This window comes from Ralstonia sp. RL, assembly GCF_001683835.1.
GTDB classification, from domain to species: Bacteria; Pseudomonadota; Gammaproteobacteria; order Burkholderiales; family Burkholderiaceae; genus Ralstonia; species Ralstonia mannitolilytica.
In genome coordinates, this window is sequence record NZ_LWRX01000018.1 from 47,525 (window position 1) to 65,260 (window position 17,736).

General features: G+C 68.1%; 18 protein-coding genes. 9 read left to right on the forward strand and 9 right to left on the reverse strand.

From position 1 onward, the window contains the following. The first annotated feature begins 340 nt into the window (after window positions 1-340). Window positions 341-1,555: an EAL domain-containing response regulator gene (locus A6M56_RS02895; protein ID WP_045785338.1), complete on the forward strand. Its 1,215-nt coding sequence runs from the start codon at window positions 341-343 to the stop codon at window positions 1,553-1,555. A 299-nt stretch (window positions 1,556-1,854) separates the two neighbouring features. Next, on the forward strand, window positions 1,855-2,502 hold the full coding sequence (locus A6M56_RS02900; protein ID WP_045785339.1) for a response regulator: 648 nt from the start codon (window positions 1,855-1,857) through the stop codon (window positions 2,500-2,502). On the opposite strand, the gene A6M56_RS02905 is transcribed toward A6M56_RS02900, so the two are convergent. After that, on the reverse strand, window positions 2,499-3,293 hold the full coding sequence (locus A6M56_RS02905) for an aquaporin (protein ID WP_082062832.1): 795 nt from the start codon (window positions 3,291-3,293) through the stop codon (window positions 2,499-2,501). The genes A6M56_RS02900 and A6M56_RS02905 overlap by 4 nt on opposite strands. Window positions 3,294-3,411: 118 nt before the next feature. Next, window positions 3,412-4,872, reverse strand: coding sequence for an MFS transporter (locus A6M56_RS02910; RefSeq protein ID WP_045785340.1), 1,461 nt, complete (start codon window positions 4,870-4,872; stop codon window positions 3,412-3,414). 125 nt (window positions 4,873-4,997) lie between these two features. On the opposite strand from A6M56_RS02910, the gene A6M56_RS02915 reads away from it, so the two are divergent. Further along, window positions 4,998-5,834: a helix-turn-helix transcriptional regulator gene (locus tag A6M56_RS02915; protein WP_045785341.1), complete on the forward strand. Its 837-nt coding sequence runs from the start codon at window positions 4,998-5,000 to the stop codon at window positions 5,832-5,834. Here the strand turns inward: A6M56_RS02915 and A6M56_RS02920 are convergent. Then, on the reverse strand, window positions 5,831-6,430 hold the full coding sequence (locus A6M56_RS02920) for a hydrolase (protein ID WP_102080444.1): 600 nt from the start codon (window positions 6,428-6,430) through the stop codon (window positions 5,831-5,833). The two genes, A6M56_RS02915 and A6M56_RS02920, sit on opposite strands and share 4 nt — an antisense overlap. Before the next feature lie 22 nt (window positions 6,431-6,452). Beyond that, window positions 6,453-6,887, reverse strand: coding sequence for a PaaI family thioesterase (locus tag A6M56_RS02925; RefSeq protein ID WP_102064083.1), 435 nt, complete (start codon window positions 6,885-6,887; stop codon window positions 6,453-6,455). A gap of 288 nt (window positions 6,888-7,175) precedes the next feature. On the opposite strand from A6M56_RS02925, the gene A6M56_RS02930 reads away from it, so the two are divergent. Further along, entirely contained in the window at window positions 7,176-8,303 is a 1,128-nt protein-coding gene (locus tag A6M56_RS02930) for a porin (protein WP_045785344.1), read from the forward strand. 18 nt (window positions 8,304-8,321) lie between these two features. Here A6M56_RS02930 and A6M56_RS02935 read toward each other — a convergent pair whose 3' ends face one another. Beyond that, window positions 8,322-9,371 carry an ABC transporter substrate-binding protein gene (locus A6M56_RS02935; protein ID WP_286757739.1) on the reverse strand — a complete coding sequence of 350 codons (1,050 nt, stop codon included), beginning with the start codon at window positions 9,369-9,371 and terminating at the stop codon, window positions 8,322-8,324. Between the two features lie 147 nt (window positions 9,372-9,518). On the opposite strand from A6M56_RS02935, the gene A6M56_RS02940 reads away from it, so the two are divergent. Together A6M56_RS02940 and A6M56_RS02945 are read left to right on the forward strand one after the other, a co-directional pair. After that, a complete protein-coding gene (locus A6M56_RS02940) occupies window positions 9,519-10,199 on the forward strand; it encodes a response regulator (RefSeq protein WP_045785346.1) in 681 nt (226 codons plus the stop codon). Continuing rightward, a complete protein-coding gene (locus A6M56_RS02945; protein WP_286757740.1) occupies window positions 10,177-11,631 on the forward strand; it encodes a sensor histidine kinase in 1,455 nt (484 codons plus the stop codon). Before A6M56_RS02940 ends, A6M56_RS02945 begins: the two co-directional genes overlap by 23 nt. 128 nt (window positions 11,632-11,759) lie before the next feature. Here A6M56_RS02945 and A6M56_RS02950 read toward each other — a convergent pair whose 3' ends face one another. From A6M56_RS02950 to A6M56_RS02965, 4 genes are all read right to left on the reverse strand, one after another. Beyond that, on the reverse strand, window positions 11,760-11,966 hold the full coding sequence (locus A6M56_RS02950) for a hypothetical protein (RefSeq protein WP_096744101.1): 207 nt from the start codon (window positions 11,964-11,966) through the stop codon (window positions 11,760-11,762). 25 nt (window positions 11,967-11,991) lie between these two features. Next, complete coding sequence (locus tag A6M56_RS02955) at window positions 11,992-12,534, reverse strand: DUF4142 domain-containing protein (RefSeq protein ID WP_102080446.1); 543 nt, start codon at window positions 12,532-12,534, stop codon at window positions 11,992-11,994. Between the two features lie 25 nt (window positions 12,535-12,559). Continuing rightward, window positions 12,560-12,952, reverse strand: coding sequence for a DUF2795 domain-containing protein (locus A6M56_RS02960; RefSeq protein WP_045785350.1), 393 nt, complete (start codon window positions 12,950-12,952; stop codon window positions 12,560-12,562). Between the two features lie 123 nt (window positions 12,953-13,075). After that, window positions 13,076-13,558 carry an RrF2 family transcriptional regulator gene (locus A6M56_RS02965; RefSeq protein WP_102080447.1) on the reverse strand — a complete coding sequence of 161 codons (483 nt, stop codon included), beginning with the start codon at window positions 13,556-13,558 and terminating at the stop codon, window positions 13,076-13,078. 213 nt (window positions 13,559-13,771) lie between these two features. On the opposite strand from A6M56_RS02965, the gene A6M56_RS02970 reads away from it, so the two are divergent. Genes A6M56_RS02970 through pdxR form a run of 3 tightly spaced genes read left to right on the forward strand, consistent with a single transcriptional unit; the run spans window position 13,772 to window position 17,722 of the window. Continuing rightward, entirely contained in the window at window positions 13,772-14,977 is a 1,206-nt protein-coding gene (locus A6M56_RS02970) for a globin domain-containing protein (RefSeq protein ID WP_102080448.1), read from the forward strand. 21 nt (window positions 14,978-14,998) lie between these two features. Further along, on the forward strand, window positions 14,999-16,219 hold the full coding sequence (locus A6M56_RS02975) for an NnrS family protein (protein WP_102080948.1): 1,221 nt from the start codon (window positions 14,999-15,001) through the stop codon (window positions 16,217-16,219). 45 nt (window positions 16,220-16,264) lie between these two features. Continuing rightward, window positions 16,265-17,722, forward strand: a complete 1,458-nt coding sequence (gene pdxR, locus A6M56_RS02980) for a MocR-like pyridoxine biosynthesis transcription factor PdxR (protein ID WP_045785353.1) — start codon at window positions 16,265-16,267, stop codon at window positions 17,720-17,722. Window positions 17,723-17,736 lie beyond the last annotated feature (14 nt).

Here is a 17,736-nt window from a genome sequence, read left to right on the forward strand (position 1 = left end):
GCCGCATCCGGACAGTCCGACGCCTTCCCCTCCACTACACTTCATCTTGCTCTCTCTTTAGAGAGCACTCCCCCCCTTTTGAGCCCGCCCCTGTTGCGGGCTTCATTTTTTTCGGGCACGATTTCCTGCATCTTGGCGCCGTCGACACCGGCGCCGGAGCTCAAAAGGTTGGGGGAAATCGCTCAAGGCCCGCGCAGTTGAAAAGCTGCGCGGGCTTTGTTTTTTCTGACCCTTGCGCCTGACAAGGGCGTCGCACAGTGCTTCAATGGCGGATCACGGCGGACGCTGCACGGCGCAAACGGGATGGGCCCCGCCATATCGACAAGAACGAGGACGGCCGATGGAAGGTTTCGCGCAACTCGCCGTGCTGGTGGTCGACGACCATCCGGTACAACGGGCCGCCGCCCGGCAATTGCTCCATACGCTTGGCGTGCAGCAGATCCTGACCGCATGCGATGGCCGCGAGGCGCTCTACCTGCTGGAACTCTGTCACGTCGACCTCGTGCTGTGCGACATCGACATGCCCGGCATGAACGGCCCCGAACTCATGGAGCAGATGCGCCTGCGCCAGGGTCGCGTGTTTCCGCGCCAGGCGCCCGTGTGGGCGTGGGTGAGCGCCATGGACGCGCCGATCGTCGAATCGCACGTGAGCCTCGCGGATGCCGTGGGCCTGGCCCAGACGCATGGCATCCACAAGCCGCTGCGGCCCGCGCATGTGCTGCCCCTGCTGGAGGCCGCCGCCGCGCGCGAGCGCGATCCTGCGCCGCCGGCGCCCGCGGCCGTGCCACGTTTTTCCGACGACGAACTCGCCGCGCTGATCGGTGAGACGCCCGAGCAGATCGAGCTGGTGCTGCAGCCCCAGCATGATCTCGCGAGCAACCAGATCGTCGGGGCGGAGGCGCTGTGCCGCTGGATCCATCCGACACACGGGCGCGTATCGCCCGCCGCCTTCGTGCCGCGACTGGAGGCGCTGGGCCTGGCCGACGGCCTCTTCTTTCACATGCTCGAGCGGTGCGTGCGCGTGCAACAGGCGCTCGCCGCGCAGGCGCATGGGGTGTCCATTGGCGTGAATGCGTCCGCCGCGACGCTGGGCCGCGCGGGCACCGTGGACCGCATCGAGGCGACCGTGCGCGGAGCGCGCATAGCGCCCGGCGCCATCGCCATTGAACTGACCGAGGATTCCCTGGTGCCCGACGCGACGCAGCTCACCATCGCGCTGAACCGGCTGCGCCTGATGGGACATCCGCTTGCGATCGATGATTTTGGCGTCGGGATCGCCACGCTCAAGCTGCTGGCCGACCTGCCCTTCAACATCCTCAAGATCGACCGCTCGTTCACGGCAGCGGTGGACCAGAGCAGCCAGCGCGGCGTGATCTGCCGCACGATGATCGAGCTGGCGCGCGCGCTGCAGCTCGAGTGCATTGCCGAAGGCGTGGAGACCGAAGCGCAGCGCCAGACCTTGCGGGCGCTGGGCTGCGCGACGGGCCAGGGGTATCTGTGGGCCGCGCCGCTGTCGGTGACGGCATTTCTTGCGCATGTGCAGGCGGCCGGCTAGCCGATGGCGGCATCGCGTTTAGTTTTGTGCAGCCCTGATTGAAACAGCTTCTGCCCCGAAACGTTACGACGGGGCCAAAGTAGGACTGGTCTGATCCCGAGCGGTGCGCGGGCTCAGTAAGGTACCGGCACTCCTTTGCCGCTTCACCCGATTCCATGACGGCCCCAGTCCGCCCCTTCCCTCTGCTGGCCCAGCGCCATGCACGAGCGCAGGCCGTAGCGCCTGCCCAGGCCGATTGCGCTTGCCGCCGCCGTGCACGGCGGTGCCCGCTGTCGTGCGGGCACGGTTGAGGGCCCGCCATGTCTGCGTTCCTGTCGATCGTGGCGGCCGATGATCATCCGGTGATCCTCATGGGGCTGACCGCCGCCCTGGCGCGGTTTCCGCAACTGCGTGTCGTGGCGCAGGCCCATGACGGGCGCGAACTCCTGCAGGTGCTCCGCCATATCGACTGCCAGGTCGTCGTCACCGACTACAACATGGGCGGCGACCCGGCCTGCGATGCCATGCGACTGCTGACCCGCCTGCGTAAGCTGCAGCCCAGGCGTGCCGTCGTGGTCTGCACGATGGTCGACAATCCCGCCCTGCTGCGTGCGATGCAGGATGCCGGCGTGATGGGCCTCGTCAGCAAGAACGACGACCTGATCCACGTCGGCCACGCCGTCATGGCAACGGCGCGCGGCGTGCGTTACTACAGCCCGGGGATCGCCCAAGACGTCCGCCTGGGCTCCAGCGTGCAGGAGGCCTACGGACGACTGAGCGTGCGTGAGCGTGAAGTCATTCAACTGTACGCGCGCGGTATGGCCCTGTCGGAGATTGCAAAGCAGCTCGGCTCGAGCATCAAGACCGTCAGCTCGCAGAAGACCATGGCGCTGCGCAAGCTCGGCCTGGCGCGCGACACCGAGCTGTTTCAGTACATGCGGACCCAGGCCATCTCGCTGGTCCGCTAAGCGCTGCGCCCGGTAGCCTGGCGGCGCATCGGCAGCGCGTCGGTGCGGGCCGCGACGGGGCGGGGAGCCCGCGCCGGTTCTGCCCCCGCCAACCAGCGGAACAGCGGTGTCGCCAACAGCGCGCCGGCCAGTTGCGCCAGCATGTAGCCGGGCACGTCTTCAGGGCGGATGCCCGAGGGGCCGTCGGTCAGCGCGCACGCGAACGCCAATGCCGGGTTGGCCAGCGACGAAGACGACGTGAACCAATACCCCGCCGCGATATAGGCGGCCACCACCGCCGGCAGGTGCCGGGGCGCATGACGCCCGCACGCAATGCCCGCCCCGATGAGGCCGAAGGTTGCCAACGCCTCACTCCACCACAGCGCGCCGCCCGTGGCCGCATGCGTGCCTGCCGACCACACGGCCATGCCATACATGGCATGCATCGCGGCCACCCCGAGCGCCGCGCCCACCGTCTGCGCCGCGACGTACGCCAACGCTTCACGCGCGCGCAAGCCGCCCTGCAGTGCCGCCGACAACGTCACCGCCGGGTTCAGGTGCGCGCCCGACACCGGCGCAAACACCGTCAGCAGTGCCAGCAGGCCCGCGCCGCCGGCCAGCGATTGCGCCAGCAGCGTCCACGTGGCATCGCCGCTGGAGATGCGGTTTGCGTGGATGCCCGTGCCGATCACCACCGCGATCAGCAGCGCCGTGCCCAGCGCCTCAGCAACGACGCGGCGCGCCAGCGAAACGGCGGACGGCGCCGGAGAACTCGCCGACGCAGCGGCGCGAAGCGGGGAAACGGTAGCCATGAGCGGGGGAAGGCGGACGATGCCAAATGCATCGCGCGGGAGTGTGGAACCTTCGCCCATGCCGATCAATGCACGCCGGCGCGTTTGTGCCGCGCGCCGGAGTATCGAATGCCCCGGCTCAGGCCGGGTTTGCCGCGCCGGCGGCAGACAGGCGGCGCTGGTGCGCGCCCAACCGTGCAAAGCCGATCGCCGCCGCCGCCAGGGCGGCCAGCATGGCGACGCAGCCGGCGATGGTGCCGCGCGCGATGCCCGCGCCGCCGTCTGCGGCGAACGTGAAGTACAACCCGCCGATACACGCGACGCCCAGCGCGCCTGCCACCTGCTGCGTGGTGATGAGCAACCCCGCCGCGGCCCCCGCCTGCGCCCGCGCCACGCCCGTCAGCACCAGGCCGATCAGCGGGACCACGACAAGGCCTTGCCCCGCCCCGTACAGCGCCACGGCAATGCCGATCAGCGTCATGCCCGGCGCAGCGGGATGCGACCAGTCAGCGCCAAAGCCGGACACCAGCACCAGCAGGCCCAGCGCCATCAACGCGAGCCCGCCCAGCATGGCGCGCACGCCGTGGCGCCGTACCAGCGCGTTGGCCACCCGCGACGTGCCCAGGAACGCGATCGCCAGCGGCAGGATCGCCACGCCCATCTGCAGCGCAGACAGCCGCCGCCCGTTCTGCAGATACAGCGTCAGCACCAGGAAGAACGCCATCATGCCGATGTAGTGCAGGCCCGACGCCGTCAGCCCCGTCATGAAGGCGCGATGCTGCAGCAACGCCGGCGGCAGCAGCGGCGTGCCGCCGGCGCGGTCGACGCGCGCTTCGAGCCGCTGGAACGTTGCCACGCCGAGTACGCCCGCGGCGAGCATCGCCAGCGTCCACCCCGGCCAGTGCAGCTCACGGCCGAACAGCAGCGGTACCAGCACGGCGGCCACGCTCGCGGCCATCCAGGCGACGCCGGCGGTGTCCAGGCGCACCGGCGTGGTTGCCGCCGGTCGCGGGATCCAGCGCCAGCCGAGCAGCGCCGCGGCCAGCCCCACCGGCACGTTGATCAGGAAGGCTGAGCGCCAGCCCAGCCCTGCGATATCTGCGCTGGTGAGCGCGCCGCCCACCAGCAGCCCGGCCGCGCCGCCGGTGCCCATCACCAGCCCGAAGATCGACAGCGCGCGGTCGCGCTCCGTGCCGGCAAAGAGCGCCTGCACGCTCGCCAGCACCTGCGGCACCATCATCGCGGCGGACAGACCTTGCGCAAAGCGCCACGCGATGAGCGCGGCCGCGCTGGCCCCCAGCCCGCAACCGGCCGAGGTGGCGGTAAAGGCGATGAGCCCGAGCAGGAACACGCGCCGCCGCCCGAACAGGTCGCCCAGCCGGCCGCCGGTGATAAGCAGGATCGCGTAGCCGAGCTGGTAGACGGCCAGCACCGCCTCCAGTTGCGCGGGCGTGGCGTGCAGGCTCGTGCGGATGCTGGGGATCGCCACATTGGCGATGAACGCATCGACGATGAACATGAATTGCGCCGTCACCATCACACCAAAGGCAAGCCAGCGGCGCGGTTCCGATGCGGAAGAGGAGGAAGAAACGTGGGTCACGATCGGCTCCGGAAAAGAGAGGTGATCGCAGCGTAGGCGCCCGTGCCGATTCGATGCAGAGCTAGGATTAACCTAGGATTGGGCTGTCCCTCCCACCTTCGCGCGCGCTTGTGTGTAATACCGTCATGGACGATTTCACTGCAGACCTGGCTCCCTTCCCCGCCTCGCCGCGCAACGAGCTGGGCGAGTTCCTGCGCAGCCGCCGCGGCCAGTTGCGCCCGCAGGATGTGGGGCTACCCGAGGGTGGCGGCCGCCGCCGCACCGCCGGCCTGCGCCGCGAAGAAGTGGCGCAGCTCGCCAACATCAGCATCGACTGGTATGTGCGCATCGAACAGGGGCGCGACGTGCGGCCTTCGGTGGCGACGATCGAGGCGATCGGCCGCGCGCTGAAGCTGTCGTCGGACGAGCGCGCCCACATGCGCGGGCTGGCGCGGGCCGAATCGGTCTTCCCGGGCACCCCGGTGCGCTCATTGATGGAGGATGTGCCCGACGTGCTGCGCCGCGCCGTCGCCGGCATGGCCCTGCCCGCGCACGTGCGCAGTTACCGTACCGACCTGCTGTGCTGGAACGATGCCGCGTCGCAGCTGTTCATGGATTTCGGCACGATGCCGCCGGAAGACCGCAACGCGCTGGTCTACATGTTCCTGTATGCCAACGCGCGCGAGCGCTTTGTCGAGTGGGAGAGCGAGGCGCGCCGCATGCTGGCGAAGTTTCGCGCGGTGTACGACCCGCATGCCGACGACCTCGTCCTCGTGGCGCTGGTCGACCGGCTGCGCACCGAGAGCCGCGAGTTCGACACCTGGTGGCGCCAGCATGAAGTCCGCGCCGCCCGCGCCGAGCACAAGCTGATCCGCACGCCGGGCGGCAAGGTCGTCCGCTACGACTACATCGGCCTGCCGGTGATGGAAGACCCGCGGCTGCGCCTCGTGATGTATGTACCGAGGGAAGACGGCGGCGCTTAATCCGTCAACGCCGCGAGGATGGTTTCGGTGCTGCGCACCCGGCCCAGGCGCGGAAAGACGTGCTCGACCGACGAACGGTGCAGCGCGGCATCGTTCGAGCTCATCGCATCTTCGGCCAGCACCAGCGCGTAGCCGTGTTCCCATGCGGCCCGCGCGGTCGATTCCACGCCCACATGCGTCGAGATACCGCCCAGCACGATGGTGGTGACGCCGCGGCGGCGCAATTGCAGGTCGAGCTCGGTGCCGTAGAACGCGCCCCACTGGCGCTTGGTGATCTGGATGTCGGTGGCTGCGACTTCCAGCTCGGCGGGCTGTTCCCACCATTGCGGCGGCAGGCCGCCCGGCTGCGTGGGTGTGGGGCGGTCGACGGGCTGGCGCGGCGCATCAGCGTAGTCGGCCGCCCAACCCACGCGCACGAGCACCACGGGCGCACCCAGCTCGCGAAAGCGCTTGGCCAACTTGGCGGACGCGCCCAATACCTGGTCGGCCGTATGCGGCCCTTGCGCGAACGGCAGGATGCCGCGTTGCAGGTCGATCAGCACCAGCGCGGTGGTCTTCGCAGACAGGGCAGACAGGGTTTGCAGCGGTTCGGACATCAGGGGCTCCAGGCAATCGGGTTTACGGACGGCGGATGACACACGTTGCCGTGGCATGCGCGAGCAACGTGCCGTCCTGCGTCTTGAGCGTGCCCTCCGACACGCCGATCGTGCGCGAGACATGCAGCACGCGCCCAACGGCCACCAGCGGTGTATCCACCGGTACGGCCTTCACCATCTTCACGTTCAGGTCGACCGTGCCGTAACCGACGCCGGCTTCCAGCATCGAATGCACGGCGCAGCCCGTTACGGAATCGAGCACCGTCGCCGCAAAGCCGCCGTGCACACCGCCCAGCGGATTGAGGTGGCGTTTGTCGGCCTGGGCGGTGAAGTGCACGGTGCCTGCTTCGATGGAATCCATCGTCATCGGGATGGTTTCGCTGATGGACGCGCGCGGCAGCTCGCCGTGCGACATGGCCTGCAGCAATTGCAGGCCGGTCATTTGGGACGGGTGCATGGGGAAGGTCTGGTGGAGTTGGGGTGAGGTGACTCGACACTCTACCGCGAGCCTGATTGCCGGGGCTGCAATGCGTTGCATTGGACGACGCAACAACGCGCGCCTGCCCATGCCCCAATGCGGGTAGACCCTAACGTTGCGCGCACGCCGACGCGAAAGGCTCCAGAAAGGTGGCCCCTTCTACGCTCGCCCAGCGATTGCATCGGCGGCCTGACCCACCGCCGTCGCGCGTTTTCCGAAGCCGGCACCACGACCGGACACCATCACCCACAAAGGAAGGAGACTTCAATGTCCCGCATCAAGTTTGCCCTTGCGGCAACAGCGGCTGCGGCGGCCACGCTGGCCACCGGCGCCCACGCCCAGTCGTCGAACGTGACGCTCTACGGGCTGATCGACACCACCATCAGCACCGTCAACAACGCCAATGCCTCGGGCGCGCGCCTGACCGGCTTCCAGGTGCCCTGGTTCTCCGGCAGCCGCTGGGGCCTGACCGGCAAGGAAGACCTGGGCAACGGTCTGTCGGCCATCTTCAAGCTGGAATCGGAATTCGAAACGCCCACCGGCAACATGGACACCCCGGGGGTGCTGTTCAACCGTGATGCGTGGGTGGGTTTGTCGAGCGAATCGCTCGGTAAGCTGACCTTTGGCCGCCAGAACGCGATTGCGCGCGATGTGTCGGGCATCTACGGCGACCCGTACACCAGCGCCACCGTCACGCTGGACGAAGGCGGCTACACCAACGTCAACAACTTCAAGCAACTGATCTTCTACGCAGGTAGCGCCACGGGCACGCGTCTGAACAACGGCGTGGTGTGGAAGAAGCTGTGGGACGGCCGCTTCTTCACTGGCCTGGCCTATCAGTTTGGCGAAGTGCCGGGTCAGTTCACGCAAGGGACCACCGAGTCGCTGGCCCTGGGCTACAACGGCGGCAACTTCAACCTGGCCGGCTTTGCGCAACAGGCCAAGGTGGGCGGCTTCATGGACCGTTCGTATTCGGTGGGCGGCAACGTGATCTTCGGCATGTTCCGCGTCAATGCCGGCTACTTCCACTACACCGGCGAACAGCCGGCCGCGATCGGCAACCGCAGCGACAACGCGTACACCGTGTCGCTGAAGGTGGCGCCCCCAGGCGCGTTCGACTACGAAATCGGCTATCAGATCATGAAGGCCAACAACGCCGCCTTCAGCTCCGACGGCAACACCCTCAATGCGTATGCCAGCGTCGTGGGCGCCACCGCAGCGGGCAGCGGCCGCAAGAGCACGCTGTACGGCTCGGTGTTCTACCACGTGTCCAAGCGCACGGAGTTCTACGTTGCGGCCGACTACATGAAGCTGAAGGACCAGTACATCGTGGGCGGCACCAACGGCCACAACAGCCAGACGGAGTTTGGCGTCGGTATGCGCACGCGCTTCTAAGGGAGTGTTTGGTTTGAGCTAGCGGCGCTCGCGCACCTGATCGACAAACTTGTTGGTATAGGTGCGCGAGAGGTCGATGTGCTTGTCGCGCGCGTTGGCATTGCTGGCGGCGAGGACGCGCAGGACGGTGGGTGGGCCGTCGTCCGGCATGCGTCCGTCGGCGCTGAAGGTGGGCAACGCGGCGGCAAGCGCTTTTGCGTACAGCTCGGGATGATCGCGCCGGAATTCAGCCGGCATGCGGGCCGCAATATCTTCTGCGCCATGCGTGTGCATGTAACGCAGGGTGCGCACGAAGGCGCGGGCCAGTTTGGCGGCGATGTCCGGATGCGCTTCCAGCCATTCGGTCTGCAGATACAGGCACGCGGCCGGATACGGGCCGCCCAGCGCGGCGCGCGTACTTTCCAGCGTGCGCAAGTCGAGCAGCACGCGGGCTTCGCCGCTGTGCATGAGGCGCGAGACCGTCGGGTCGGTCGTCATGCCGGCGTCGATGCGGCCGTTGCGCAGTGCGTTGACGAAGCTGCGCTCGGCGCCGACCGGCAGCATGGTGTAATCGCCGGCCGCCAGCCCCTGCTGCGCCATCAGGTAGCGCGTGAGAAAGCTCGTCGATGCGCCCAGCCCCGTCACGCCCAGCGTGCGGCCGCGCAGGTCGCGCATCGACTGCACGGCTGCCGGCAACCGTGTCGAGACGACTTCCGCTTCGCCCGGTACCTGGCTGAATACGACGATGGCACGCACTTCCTTGCCCTTGGCCTGCAGGTCGATGGTGTGGTCATAAAAGCCGACCACGCCTTGCGCAAAGCCGGTGAGCAGTTCGCTCTCGGCATCGACGCCGGCAGGCTGCGAGAGCAGTTCCACCTCGAGCCCCTCGTCGCGGAAATAGCCCAGGCGCTGCGCCAGCGTCGCGGGCAGGTAGATCATCTTGGCGGTGCCGCTGACCATGAGCGTCAGTCGCGTCGGGTCTTGGGCGAAGGCGTGTGAGGCTGCCACTGCCAGCAGGGCAGCGAGCCACGGCGTGATCCAGCCCCGGAGGCCGCGTGCGCGAGCGCTCCTGCAGGTAAAAACACCCATTGAGTTGTCTCCGGCTCTTTTGTAGATATCGGTATCGCGCGGTCCGGATCTGGTGAGTGATGCCTCCGGCGCGCGTAGGCAGCCGCCACCATTCTAGGAAGCGGCAACCCACAAATCGCTTTCATTTTTCGGACGCGCTGTTTTCGCATGAAGCTGCTCCTGATCGAAGACAACGCCCCGCTGGCGCACTGGCTGTCTGAAGCCCTGCGCCGCGCCCATTTCACCGTGGATCACGCCACCGATGGCGAATCTGCCGACACGTTGTTGCTCACGCAACACTACGACGTGGTCCTGCTCGATCTGCAATTGCCCACGTTGTCGGGGCAAGGCGTATTGCAACGTTTGCGCGGACGGCGCAACGCCGTGCCGGTGCTGATCCTCACGGCCAGCGGCGGGATCGACGACAAGGTCGCATGCCTGGGTGCCGGCGCGGATGACTACCTCGTCAAGCCGTTCGAGATTCGCGAGTTGATTGCGCGGATCCAGGTGCTGGTGCGGCGCAGCGCGCCCGACCAATCCGTCGAGCTGCAATGCGGCGACCTGACGTACCACACCGGCAGCCGCACCTTCAATCTGGCCGGCCAGCCTCTGGTGCTGCCTGCGCGCGAGCACACCGTGCTGGAAATCCTCATGCTCAAGCTCGGGCGCACGGTCTCCAAACCGGCGCTGGTGAACGGCGTGTTCGGGATGGACGACGAAGCCAGCCCCGAAGCCATCGAAATCTACATCCACCGCCTGCGCAAGAAGCTGGAGCATTCCGCTGCCACCATCGTCACGCTGCGCGGCCTCGGTTACCTGCTGCGCGATGCCTCCGCTGCGCAGTCCTGATCCAGCGCCAGCGCAGTCCGGCCCCGCCCCCGCGCGGGCGCACAGCCTGCGTGCGCGGCTGGTGTTGTGGCTGGCATTGCCGCTGGTCGTCTATGTGGCGGCGGACGGCTGGCTGGACCTGGCCGCCGCACGCCACAACGCCGATCTCGTGCACTTTCACGCGCTCGACACGGCCGCGCAGATGATCAGCGGCCAGGTCGAATGGGACGAAGGCCGCTTGCGCGTCTCGGTGCCGCCGGCCGCGCTGGCGGTGTTTGCCGCGCCCGAAAGCCCCGTGCGCGACCAGGTCACGTACCAGGTCAGCACCGAGCATGGCCGGCTGCTGGCCGGGCGGCTCGACTTCGGCACGCGCCCTGCGTTTGATGCGGCGGGCCTAGCGGACGCCGGCACCTACACCGATACCGTGGAAGGCCGGCCCGTGCACGTGGCCGCCGTCGTGCGCACCATGTACGACGCCGGCCGCACCGAGCGCGTCGTCACGCGCGTCGCGCAAACCACGAACGGGCGCGACGCGATGATCCGCCAGTTGTGGTGGCCGGCCACGGTGCGCCAACTCGCGCTCGTGGGCCTGGCGCTGGCGATGATCCTCATCGGCCTGACGCTGGAGCTGCGACCGATCTTGCGGCTGGCCGGCAATGTGTCGGCACGGGCGCCCACCGACCTTGCGCCGCTCGACCCCGACGGCCTGCAGCACGAACTGCAGCCGATTGCCGGCGCGTTCAACCAGTACCTGCAGCGTATTGCCGACAACGCGCTCACGCAGAAGCGCTTCATTGCCGATGCTGCCCACCAGATGCGCACGCCGCTGGCGATTCTCGATACGCAGATGCAGGTGGCGGCGCAAGCCAACGCCGATGCTGCGCTGCACGAAGTCCTGAAGGCCGCGCGCACCAGCACGCGCAATCTGGCGGATCTCATCAACGACTTGCTGCTCTTGTCTCAGGCCGAAGCCTCGGCCGCGACGAGCGAGGTGGTGGACCTCTCACAGGTGGCGCGCACCGTGCTCGAAGACCTCGCGCTGTTGGCCGATGGCCGCCGTATCGATCTGGGCATGGAGCCGGCCGAACAGCCGGTGTGGACAGTGGGCAACCGCACGCTGATCGCCGCCATGCTGTTCAACCTCGTCGATAACGCCGTGCGTTACACGCAGGAAGGTGGCCGCGTAACGGTGCAGGTTTCGGCGGACTACGGTTGGGCCATGCTGACCGTGATCGACAACGGCCCCGGCATTCCGCCCGAGGCCTATGCGCGCGTGTTCGAGCGGTTCACGCGCCTCGCGGTCCACACGCAAGGTAGCGGCCTCGGCCTGGCGATCGTGAGACAGATCGTCGACCGCATGGGCGGGCAGATTGCGCTCGCACCCGGCCCGGGCGGCCAAGGCCTTGCCGTGACGGTGTGGCTACGTCGCGCCGACGTGCCGCCGGTCGCATGATCCGCACCGCTGCGTGACTGCACCGGCACCAATGGCAGATCCGGACAGAGCCGCGCCACCGTGCCGCAGCCAAAACAAACGGCCCCGCAAAAGGGGGCCGCTGTCCGGCTGATGCATGCACGCCCAAGTCAGGGCGCGTCCTTGGAAGACGTATCGCGTTCTTCCTCGCCGGCCGGCTGGTGGTGCGATTTGCGGCCGCCCACCTCGCTCATGTCGCGCTCGCGCACTTCGGCTTCGCGCACGGTGGTGCCTTCTTCATCGGTTTCGGATACGTCGGTCAGATACGTGTCGTCGCCGGGCGGGTGCCCAGCGCCCTTCTGGTGTCGGCTGTTCATGATGGCCTCATCTCGATGGGCTGACTCACTTGGCGGGTTTCAACTGCTGCGCCATCTGCAGGTGCTCGCGCAAGGCCGGCAGGTTGTTCGTGAAGAACGCCTTGATGTCCGGATCCTTCGCGTTCTTCGACGCCTGGTCGAATAGCGCCACGGCCTCCTTGTGCGCCTTCACGCCGATCTCCTCGGCATAGGCCTTGTCGAACTTCGATCCCTCCATGGCGCTCAGCTTGTCGACCTTGGCGCGCTCGTCCGGGGGCAGCGAATCGGGCACGGTGATGCCCTTCTTGCCGGCCAGGCTCTTCAATTCGTCGCCGACGGCGGTGTGATCCTTCACCATGCGCTGCGCGAAGGCGCGTACGTCTGGGTTGCTTGCCCGCGTGATGGCGGTCTGGCTGGCCTGCACTTCGAGCATGCCGGCCGCTGCCGCCTTGGTGACGTACGTGGTGTCGGCCTTGTCGGTGGCCGCCCCGGCCGCGCCCAGCGCGCCAAAGAACCCGAGGCTGCCGGCCAGGCATAGCGCCGCGATGCGTCGGGCGCCGAAGCGGTGCGTTGATGTGCTGTTCTGCATGGAATCGTCCTCCTGTGCGTGGCTGTCACATCTCGTGGCCGATGGCCTTGGAGACGGCGGCCGGCGTGTCGTACTCGTCGTCCGGCATGTCGCGCAGGGTCTGCAGGGTGCTGTCGTCTGCACCGTTGGCCTGCGCCGTTTCCAGCAGGTCTTGCTTGCGCGCCGGGTACGAAGCCCCCTTCAGCGCCTTCTGGATGCCGATGGGCGAATGCTTGGCATGCTCGCGGGTGCCGCTGCCGCCATGTGCGCCGCGCTCGTTGGACTTGGCGCCCGCGCGTTCGCTCGATTTGCCGTGGCTGGCGTGGCTGCTGCGCTCCTTGGACGCGTCCTTCGATGCGCTGCTGTGCTTGCCGTGCGACGTCGATTTGGCATGCGATGCGTGCTTGCTCCTGTCGCTCTTGTCGCGAGTCGATTTCATGACACCTCCGCTGATCTGTTGAACGGGCCGACACCGGAATGGCGCGGCCGACAGCGGTTGTGCAGCACCGAACATGCCTGCCCGCAGGTCAGGAGGCAGACGCCGCAGCGGAGTGAGACGACGCTACGCGCGCGGCACCGCCTTGCCGGGCCCAACTGGCATGGGCAGCGGTGTGGCAGCTCCCAGCACACGGCTCACAGCGCGGGGCTTGTCGACGAGATCCTGCAGCGAATAGCGATCGAGCACATCAAAGTACGCCTGCAACGCCGCGTGCAGCACGCCGCGCAGGCCGCACACGCGCGTGATGACGCAGTGGTTCTCGTCGGCATGGAAGCACTCGACCATGCGGAAGTCCGGTTCCGTGGCGCGCACCACGTCGCCAAGGTTGATCTCGGCGGCAGGCCGACCCAGCGTGATGCCGCCGGCGCGGCCGCGCACGGTGCGCAGGAAGCCGTCCTGCCCCAACTGCTGGACGATCTTGATGAGGTGGTTTTTCGGAATGCCGAAGGTGTCCGCGATGCGCTGGATCGTGACGAGCTCGTCCGGATGCACGGCCACGTAGATGAGCGTGCGCAGGGCGTAGTCGGTGTAGTCGGTCAGTCGCATGGCGGGCTGCGGAAAACATTCAGAAGAGCCGAATCTTATCGGGGAAGCCGCCCGGGCGATGCGCCGCTTTGCCGCAGTTCATTTTGTTGTATTGCAAATGCATCTTTAATAGAATCCAACGCAAGCGGTTGCCTGGTTCGCGGGCACGTCGGCACGCAGGCTGGCGCTTCCGCGTTTTATTTGATGCATCTACTACGCATATTTGGAGCCAGCATGCTGTCCGAAAAGTCCCGGCCTTTCATTGACGCCAGTGTTCCCGTCCTGCGCCAGCACGGGCTGACGATCACGCAGACGTTCTACCGCAACCTGTTCGCCAGCCATCCGGAGCTGACGAACGTGTTCAACATGGGCAACCAGGCGAACGGGCTGCAGCAGCAATCGCTGGCGTCTGCCGTGTTTGCGTACGCCGCCAACTACGGCAACAACGCGGCGCTTGCGCCGGTGGTCAACCGCATCGTGCACAAGCATGCTGCCGTGGGCATCAAGCCGAGCCACTACCCGATCGTTGCGCGCCACCTGCTTGGCGCGATTGCCGAGGTGCTGGGCGACGCCGCCACGCCCGAGCTGATCGCCGCCTGGGACGAGGCGTACTGGCTGCTGGCCGCCGAGCTGATCGCCGCCGAAGCACGCCTGTACCAGCACAGCGGCAGCGGCCCGGACCACCGCCAGCCCGTGCGCATTGTCGAACGTCGCGAGCAGGCGATCGACGTGGTCTCGCTCACGCTCGAAGCCGTGGGCGATGCCCCGCTGGGCGATTTCCTGCCGGGCCAGTACATCTCGGTGCAGGTGGAGCTCGCGCCGGGCGCACTGCAGCAGCGCCAGTACAGCCTGTCGGATGCGCCGAACGGCCGCACGTGGCGCATCTCGGTCAAGCGGGATGCCGGCGATGCAGACCGCCCTGCCGGGACCGTGTCGAACTGGCTGCATGCCAACGCGCGCGAGGGTGAGGTGCTGCTCGTCAGCCGGCCCTATGGCGATTTCGTGCCGCAGCTCGCCACCGGCAATCCCATCGTGCTGATGTCGGCTGGCGTCGGCATCACGCCGATGATCGCGACGCTGAACACGCTCGCGCAGCAGAACAGCGCGCGCAGGGTCGTGTTCGGCCATGCCGACCGCGCCGCATCGCACGTCGCCCACGCCGACGATCTGGAGCGTGCCGCGCAGGCGTTGCCGGCGTTCGAGGCGCATGTGTTCCTCGAATCAGGCGAGGCCGTCGAGTTTGCCGCGCGTCCGGCGCAGCCGGGCCGCATGGCGGTCGACGCCTTCCTGCGCGATAACACGACCGATGCGGATTTCTACCTCTGCGGCCCGCTGCCCTTCATGCAGGCGCAACGCGCGGCGCTGCTCGCCAATGGCGTGCCGGCCGAGCGCATCCACCGCGAGGTGTTCGGGCCCGACCTGCTTGACGACATCCTTTAAGTGCGCCCGCCGCCCAACACCATGTCCCGCCCAGCCCCGGTGCAACGGATCCTTGCCGGCCAGCCCGCCGTGGACGGCCGCCCACGTTACGCGGGGCCGCCCATCCTGGCGCTCGGCTTCCGGCCGTTCTATCTGCTGGCGGCAGCGTTTGCCGCGCTCGGGATGGCGCTGTGGGCGGGGTCGCTGCTGGGGTGGCTGCCCGCGGCGCTGGGCCCGTCGACGATGGCGCCGCTGTTCTGGCACGCGCACGAAATGGTGTTCGGCTTTGCTGCTGCCGTGGTGGTCGGCTTCCTTTTCACCGCCGGCAAGAACTGGACGGGGCTGCAGACGCCGCGAGGCATGCATCTCGCCGCGCTTGCCGCGTTGTGGCTCGCCGCGCGCGTACTGATGTGGACGGGCCCTGCGCCCTTGGCTGTGGCGGTGGACGTGGCCTTTCTGCCGCTGTGCGGCGTGACATTCCTGCGCATCCTGCGGCGCGCGAAAAGCGTGCGCAACTACGGCCTGGCGATTGCGCTGCTGGTGCTGGGCACCATCAACGCCGGCTTCCATGCGGCGCTCCTCTGCGGCGAGCCCCTCGTCGCGCTGCGTTGCCTTGACGCGGCGGCGGGCCTCGTCTGCGTGTTCGTCACCGTGATCGGCGGGCGCGTGTTCCCGATGTTGACGGCCAACGCCATCCCGGACGTGCGCGTCCGCACCGTGGTCTGGGTGGAGCGCGCGATCGTGCCTGCAACGGCCCTGGCCGTGGTGGTGCTGGCGGCGCCTGTGGAAGGCATCGTGCCGGCCATTGTGTTCGCCGCGGCGGCGGTGCTTCACGGCGCCCGCTGGAGCGGCTGGGATACGCGCCGCACGTTGCGCACGCCCATGGTCGCCATCCTGCATGTGGCCTATGGGTTCTTGCCGATCGGCTTTGCGATGCTGGCGGCCGCGGCGCTTGGCTGGGGCAGCCGCTCCACCGCGCTGCATGCCCTGACCGCAGGCGCGATCGGCTGCGCCATCGTCGGCATGATCACGCGCACGGCACTGGGCCACACCGGCCGGCTGCTGCGCACGGGCGGCGCCGAGAACTTCGCCTACGCCGCCATCGCGCTGGCTGCCATCGTGCGCGTTGCCGGGCCGGCGCTGCTGCCGCGCGGCGTGTGGATCGGCGCGGCCAGCGCGTTGTGGGTCGCCGGGTTTGCGGCCTACCTGTGGCGCTACACCCCGTGGCTGATGACCGCGCGCGTGGACGGCCGCGAGGGCTGAACGTCGCCGTAGAATGGCGCAGCCCACTCGCCCACTGCGCCCACGATGGATGTCCATCTGACGATCCACGGCCGGCATGACCTTGCCGGCCAGCTCTATCGGCAGCTCCGCACCGCCATCCTCGATGGCCGGCTCGTGCCGGGCGAGCGGCTACCCTCCACGCGCGACCTTGCGCTGCAGATCGGCGTATCCCGCAAGACGACGCTGGACGTGTTCGAGCGTCTGGTGGCGGAGGGCTACCTGCAATCGCGCCCCGGCTCGGGCACGTTTGTCGCCGAGGCCGCCGAAGGTTTGCGTGCGCGCACGCCGCCGGCATCGGCCGCCGCCCAGCTCGGCTCGCCCACGCCGCCGGTGCGCCGGTTTGACACGCCGTGGAATGAGGTGCCGGCCGTGCTGCCGATGCCGCGCGCCAACGTGGTGTACGACTTTGCCGGCGGCGTGACCGAGAAGCGTCTCTTCCCCTTCGACGCATGGCGCCGCTGCGTGGCGCACGCCCTGCGCCAGCAGGCACGCGGGCGCGGCGGCTATCACGATCCGGGCGGGGACCAGGCGCTGCGGCTGGCGGTTTCGCGCTATCTCGCCTTCAGCCGTGCGGTGGTGTGTGCGTGGGCGGACATCATCGTCACGCATGGCGCGCAGCAGGCCATCGACCTCATCGCGCGGGTGCTGGTGCGCCCCGGCGATACGGTGGCGGTGGAGGACCCCGGCTATCCGCCCGTGCGCATCGCTCTGCAGGCGCTCGGCGCGAACGTCGTGCCGGTGCCGGTGGATGCGCAGGGCTTGGTCGTCGAGGCGCTGCCGCCGCAGGCCAGGCTCGTCTACGTGACGCCATCGCACCAGTTTCCGCTCGGCATGCCGATGAGCCTCGCGCGCCGCGCGCAACTGCTCGACTGGGCGCAACGTCATGACGCGCTGATCGTCGAAGACGATTACGACAGCGAATTCCGCTTCGACGGCCGCCCGATGGAATCGCTCAAGAGCCTCGATGCCGCCGGCTGCGTGGCCTACGTGGGGACGTTCTCCAAGACGATCTTCCCGGAGCTGCGCATCGGCTACATGGTGCCACCGGCCTCCCTGGTGGCGCCGCTGCGGCACGCCAAGCAGGTGGCCGACTGGCACAGCGAATCGCTCATGCAGGCGGCGCTGGCCAAGTTCATGCTCGATGGCGATTTCGCCAAGCACCTGCGCCGCATGCACAAGGAATATGCGGCCCGGCGCACGGCGCTGCTGCGGCATCTGCGAGGCCCGCTGGCGCCGTGGCTGGCACCGTTGCCGTCTGCCGCGGGCATTCACATGGCGGCGCGCGTGCAGGCGCGGCTGCCGGAAGCGGAGCTGCTCCAGATCGCGCACAGCGTTGGCGTGGGCCTGTACGGCACGGCGCGGATGTTCGTGGCGCAGCCGCCGCAGCCCGGCCTGCTGCTCGGCTACGGGCATGTGAACGTGGCGGAGATCGACACGGCGCTCGGCAAGCTGGCAGAAGCGCTCGGCAAGGTGGCTACCTGATATTCACGCCGATT

Coding starts and splice junctions, on each gene's coding strand:
- A6M56_RS02895 (WP_045785338.1), top strand. CDS start 341: ATGGAAGGTTTCGCGCAACTCGCCGTGCTGGTGGTCGACGACCATCCG.
- A6M56_RS02900 (WP_045785339.1), top strand. CDS start 1,855: ATGTCTGCGTTCCTGTCGATCGTGGCGGCCGATGATCATCCGGTGATC.
- A6M56_RS02905 (WP_082062832.1), bottom strand. CDS start 3,293: ATGGCTACCGTTTCCCCGCTTCGCGCCGCTGCGTCGGCGAGTTCTCCG.
- A6M56_RS02915 (WP_045785341.1), top strand. CDS start 4,998: ATGGACGATTTCACTGCAGACCTGGCTCCCTTCCCCGCCTCGCCGCGC.
- A6M56_RS02920 (WP_102080444.1), bottom strand. CDS start 6,430: ATGTCCGAACCGCTGCAAACCCTGTCTGCCCTGTCTGCGAAGACCACC.
- A6M56_RS02925 (WP_102064083.1), bottom strand. CDS start 6,887: ATGCACCCGTCCCAAATGACCGGCCTGCAATTGCTGCAGGCCATGTCG.
- A6M56_RS02930 (WP_045785344.1), top strand. CDS start 7,176: ATGTCCCGCATCAAGTTTGCCCTTGCGGCAACAGCGGCTGCGGCGGCC.
- A6M56_RS02935 (WP_286757739.1), bottom strand. CDS start 9,371: ATGGGTGTTTTTACCTGCAGGAGCGCTCGCGCACGCGGCCTCCGGGGC.
- A6M56_RS02940 (WP_045785346.1), top strand. CDS start 9,519: ATGAAGCTGCTCCTGATCGAAGACAACGCCCCGCTGGCGCACTGGCTG.
- A6M56_RS02945 (WP_286757740.1), top strand. CDS start 10,177: ATGCCTCCGCTGCGCAGTCCTGATCCAGCGCCAGCGCAGTCCGGCCCC.
- A6M56_RS02950 (WP_096744101.1), bottom strand. CDS start 11,966: ATGAACAGCCGACACCAGAAGGGCGCTGGGCACCCGCCCGGCGACGAC.
- A6M56_RS02955 (WP_102080446.1), bottom strand. CDS start 12,534: ATGCAGAACAGCACATCAACGCACCGCTTCGGCGCCCGACGCATCGCG.
- A6M56_RS02960 (WP_045785350.1), bottom strand. CDS start 12,952: ATGAAATCGACTCGCGACAAGAGCGACAGGAGCAAGCACGCATCGCAT.
- A6M56_RS02965 (WP_102080447.1), bottom strand. CDS start 13,558: ATGCGACTGACCGACTACACCGACTACGCCCTGCGCACGCTCATCTAC.
- A6M56_RS02970 (WP_102080448.1), top strand. CDS start 13,772: ATGCTGTCCGAAAAGTCCCGGCCTTTCATTGACGCCAGTGTTCCCGTC.
- A6M56_RS02975 (WP_102080948.1), top strand. CDS start 14,999: ATGTCCCGCCCAGCCCCGGTGCAACGGATCCTTGCCGGCCAGCCCGCC.
- pdxR (WP_045785353.1), top strand. CDS start 16,265: ATGGATGTCCATCTGACGATCCACGGCCGGCATGACCTTGCCGGCCAG.